The following is a 4,445-nucleotide window of genomic DNA, read 5'->3' as shown; positions in this document are numbered from 1 at the left end:
ATCGACGCCGAGGGCTGGTTCCACACCGGCGACATCGGCGAGCTGACGGCCGATGGATACCTGCGCATCACCGACCGCTTGAAGAACCTGATCGTCACGGCCGGGGGCAAGAACGTGGCGCCCGCGCCCATGGAGAACCTGGCGGTGATGTCGCAGTACATCTCGCAGGCCGTGGTCCTGGGCGACCGGCGCGCCTACCCGGTGATGCTGGTGGTACCGGAGTGGGAAAATCTGCGCCCCTGGGCCGCCGTCAACGGCCTGCCGTCGAGCGATTCCGCCGCCCTGGCCGCCGATCCCAGGGTCAGGAAGCTGCTGGAGGCCGAGGTCCTGAGTGCGCTTCGCGACTTCGCCCAGCACGAGCGGCCCAAGAAGGTGGCGGTGATCGCGGACGAGTTCACGATCGAGTCGGGGATGCTCACGCCTACGCTCAAGATCAAGCGCAAGGTGGTGGAGCAGGTGTATCGCGAGGTGATCGAGGGCCTGTACGGCGGCCCCGCCCTGCCGACCTGACGCGGACCGTCACCAGAATGAAGCGGCGGCACTCCCAGGGGAGTGCCGCCGCTTTCGTGTTCGGCCGATGTCCGTCAGAGCGTCAGCCGTAGACGCCGACGACCGCGGATTCGGGTGAGGGCATGGCGGTTTCGCGGCTGCGGAGCGCGTCCTCGGCCGCGGCGTCGATTTCGGCGGTGACGCGCGCCTCGATGTCGTCCAGCGTGCCACGCGCGATGCCCTCCTCCTCCAGCCACGCCTCGTACAAGCCCACGGGATCTCGGCGGCCCCACGACGCGAACAGCTCCGCGTCGAACATGCTCCGCGCCTCGCGCTCGTCGTGTGTGGCGTGGCCGCCCATGCGGAAGGTCTCCGCCACGAGCAGCGACGGGCCTTCACCGGCCCGCGCGCGGTCGGCGGCGAGGCGCGTGGCGGCGTACGCGTCGAGCACGTGGTTGCCGTCGAACAGGCCGCCCGCCAGGCCGTACATGGCCGGCCAATCCTCGAACGAGCCCGCGGCGTGCTGGGTAAGCCGCGTGCCCAGCGCCACCTGGTTGTTCTGGATGATGAAGATTACCGGCAGCCGGTGCACGCCCGCGAAGTTCACTCCTTCGTGGAACGCCCCCGTCTTGGTGGAGCCGTCGCCCACCCAGGTGAGGCCCACGCGGTCTTCGCCCCGCTGCTTGAAGGTGAGCGCGATCCCCGCGATCACCGGCACCACGTCGCCCACGTGGCTGATGGGGGGCAGCACGCCGGTGCCCAGGTCGCCCACGTGCAGGTCGCGGCCCATGGACGGGCCGTCCGCGGTGCCCAGGTAGCTGCGGAAGATGTCGGCCACGGGCATGCCCATCTCGTGGCACGCGCCCGAGTTGCGGATCATGGGCGCCACCACGTCGTGCCCCGGCCCGGACCGCCGCAGCGCGTGCACCGGCCCGATGGTCGCGGCCTCTTCGCCCACGCCCAGCCACGCCTTGCTGATCACCCCGTTCTTCACCCAGCGCTTGAGCGCGACGTCGTGAAGGCGGTTGCGGAGCAGCCCGGCGTAAATGGCCAGCAGTTGCTCCTGCGAGAGCGCGCGGATGACCTCCGCCCGCTCGCCGCTGGCGCCGATGCGCTCGCGGTACGCGCGAAGCTGCTCGGGCGCGGCGGTCCAGTTCTGGTACTCGGGCGGGTCGTATGCTGCGAAGCGCTTCATTTGCGGCGGCTCGGGCGCGGGATTTCAGGGCGGGGGAGCTTACGGTGTAGGGGCGGGGACGGCAAGAAGTGCGTGAGTGCGTGAGTGCGAAAGTGCGAAAGTGCGAAAGTGCGAAAGTGCGCGACGGGCCTCGGTTGTCATTCCGAAGAAGCGGCCACGACCAACCCGGCCCACTCACCATCGACCGCAGCGACTGAGGAATCCGCCACACACTCACCGAAGCGCCTCATAACTGCGGATGCCCCGGTGTCACAGATGTTCGCAGCGGACGCCTCGCGTCCATCCGCACCCACGACGCAAACTGCCCCGCGCGAACCATCGCGCGGGGCAGTCTTCCATCCATCTACCGATCAGGCCGTCGCCGGCTCGGGCTCGGGCTGCTCCTGCGCGCTGGCCGCGTACGCATCGGCGTCTTCGTCGTGAACGCAGCGCGTGATGTGCGTCGCCATCACGTCCAGCTGCGACCGGGTGGGCACCTCCGCGTTCGGGTCGGGCAGCTGAAGCGGGAACGGCGCGTCCTTGGGAACCGGGATCAGGTGCACGTGAAAGTGGAACACGTCCTGTCCGCCGTCCGCGCCGTTCGGCGAGAAGATGTTCACCGCGCGGCAGCCCGTCGCCTTGCGCAGCCCCGGAAGAATGCGCTTGGCCACGGCGAAGGTGCGCGTCGCCAGCTCTTCGGGAACGTAGAACAGGTTCTTGTAGTGCTCCTTGGGGACCACCAGCACGTGCCCGCGGTGCAGCGGCTGGATGTCGAGAAACGCAATGATCTCTTCGTCCTCGTGGATGACGCTCACCATCTCGTCCCCGCCGATGATGCGGCAGAAGACGCAGTTGGGGTTCTGATTGGGATCCACTCCGGCCTCCGGCGGTGTTGTCTGACGGCTCGTATTGCGGCGCGCACGCCGCGCTCAAATGCGAGGCGGGGTGCAAGAGGCAGGCCGAGTAGATCAGGTTCGGGCAGCCCCGGCGAGGGCGCCCGCGCTGCCCGCGCTGCCCGCGCTGCCCGCCGGGTGGCGGGTCGCGATGCGCTCGGCGATCACCGTGGCGACGGCCATGATGGTTTCCTGCGGGTTCACGCCGGGCGCGGTGGGCAGCAGCGAGCCGTCCGCCACGTAGACGCCTGGGACGCCGTGGCGCTCGCCGTCGGGCGTGCAGCCGCTGGTGCGCGGGTCGTTGCCGATGCGGCAGGTGCCGTTCACGTGCGCCGACATCACCCCCAGCTGGTTGGGCCCCGCCGGACGACGAGCGAGCATTCGCAGCTCCGCGGGCGAGCGCATCCGGCAGGCGGTGGCGTGAAGGGTCGAAACCTCCTCCGCCCCGGCGGCGAACTGGATGCGAGCCGCGGCCTCCATTCCCCGCAGCAGCCGGTCGCGGTCCGCCGATGACATCCGGTAGCGGATGCGGACGCGGCCCGCGCGATCCACCCTCACCCCGCCGCTGGACCGCCCGCGCTCCGCCCCGTCGCGCACCAGCACGATCATCGACGCCAGGTTGGGCGCCGCCTCCATCAGCGCGCGGTGAGGCGCGCCGAACCCCGGCATGGACGCGGCGGACAGCCCGGCGTACATCGGCGGCGTCTCGATCCAGAACCCGTATCCGTCACTCCCGCGCAGGAACTCGTCGCAGATGGCGGAGAGCGGGAGCCCCGCGCCCCCGTACATCTCCCGCGCGTACCGGCCGATGACCGCCGTCGTGGGATGCAGGCGGAGGAACGCGCCGACGCCCCCGCCTCCCATCCCCGACTTCTGCAGCAGCACCGGGGTGCCCACCGCGCCCGCCGCGACCACGACGATCGGAGCCTCGACGACGAGTAAGCCGCGCGGCGCACCGGTTTCGCGGTCCAGCACCGTCGCATGCACCCGCTTGAGCGGCGACCCGCCCCCGCGCTCCGCCAGCTCCATCCGCTCCACGCGCACGTCGGTGAACAGGCGCGCGCCCGCGGCGAGCGCGGCGGGCACGTACACGTCCGCCGCCCCGCGCCGCGCGCCGTACCGGCACCCCAGCCCGCACGAGCCCGAGCGCACGCACCCGTGGGCGTTCACGCGGACCGCGCCCGCGCTCCACCCCAGCGCGCGGGCGCCATCCAGCAGTGCGCGATTGGGCGGATTGTGCGCGTCGTCCGGCACGCGCCGCGCGAACGTCTCTTCCTCTACGCGGTCGAACACGGCCGCCATGTCCGCCGGGCGCATCCCCATGGCGCCGTGGTCGGACGCCCACTCGTCCAGTACCCAGTCGGGGGTGCGCAGCATCGCCAGCCAGTTGACCGTCGTGCCCCCGCCGACGGCCCGGCCCTGCAGGAGGGGGATCGACAGGTCGTCGGTCGCGCGCGTTCCGCCCTCCGCGTACAGGCGCGGCATCATGTCCGACTCGCGTTCCGAAAACTGCTCGGCCCGCCAGAACGCACCTTCCTCCAGCAGCACCACGTCGTGCCCCGCCTCGGCCAGGCGCGCGGCGGCCACGGCCCCGCCCGCCCCGCTGCCGATCACGCAGACGCCCGCGCGCACCCGCGTGTCGCCCCGAAGCCGCGCGCCCTGCACCACGCCGCTGATCTCCGGATCGGACAGCAGATCGAGCTGCGGGCGGATGGAGATCACCCGCGCGCTCCGCGGCCCTCCCCCGCCCGTGCGCGCGACCGGCTCGTCCCCCCGGGTGGCCCCGGGCAGCGGCCCTTCCCACGAAAGCGCGGGGGGGCGCAGGTGGAACGGCGCGCGGTAGCCGGGGGGATGGTTGGCGGAATCGGCGTACCAGGTGGAAAGCACCA

Annotated in this window: 3 protein-coding genes and 1 pseudogene; 1 reads left to right on the top strand and 3 read right to left on the bottom strand. The window is 71.5% G+C overall.

Going from position 1 to position 4,445, the window contains the following annotated elements; all coding sequences use genetic code 11:
• Window positions 1-510, top strand: a pseudogene (locus VIB55_RS01340) (long-chain fatty acid--CoA ligase); the annotation flags it as partial.
• Window positions 511-592: 82 nt separating this feature from the next.
• On the opposite strand, the gene VIB55_RS01335 reads toward VIB55_RS01340, so the two are convergent.
• The 3 genes from VIB55_RS01335 to VIB55_RS01325 form a co-directional block, all read right to left on the bottom strand.
• On the bottom strand, window positions 593-1,684 hold the full coding sequence (locus VIB55_RS01335) for a thiamine pyrophosphate-dependent dehydrogenase E1 component subunit alpha (protein WP_331874860.1): 1,092 nt from the start codon (window positions 1,682-1,684) through the stop codon (window positions 593-595).
• A 350-nt stretch (window positions 1,685-2,034) separates the two neighbouring features.
• Entirely contained in the window at window positions 2,035-2,538 is a 504-nt protein-coding gene (locus tag VIB55_RS01330) for an HIT family protein (protein WP_331874859.1), read from the bottom strand.
• Between the two features lie 93 nt (window positions 2,539-2,631).
• The coding region (locus VIB55_RS01325; RefSeq protein ID WP_331874858.1) for a GMC family oxidoreductase at window positions 2,632-4,445 on the bottom strand (1,814 nt) is incomplete at its 5' end.

This window comes from Longimicrobium sp. (assembly GCF_036554565.1).
In the GTDB taxonomy this organism is placed as follows: Bacteria; Gemmatimonadota; Gemmatimonadetes; order Longimicrobiales; family Longimicrobiaceae; genus Longimicrobium.
Note: the sequence above shows the minus strand (reverse complement) of the source record. Positions and strands in the feature narration are given on the sequence as shown.

Excerpts from the sequence above, each read along its gene's own strand:
- VIB55_RS01335 (WP_331874860.1), bottom strand. The coding sequence starts at position 1,684 with ATGAAGCGCTTCGCAGCATACGACCCGCCCGAGTACCAGAACTGGACC.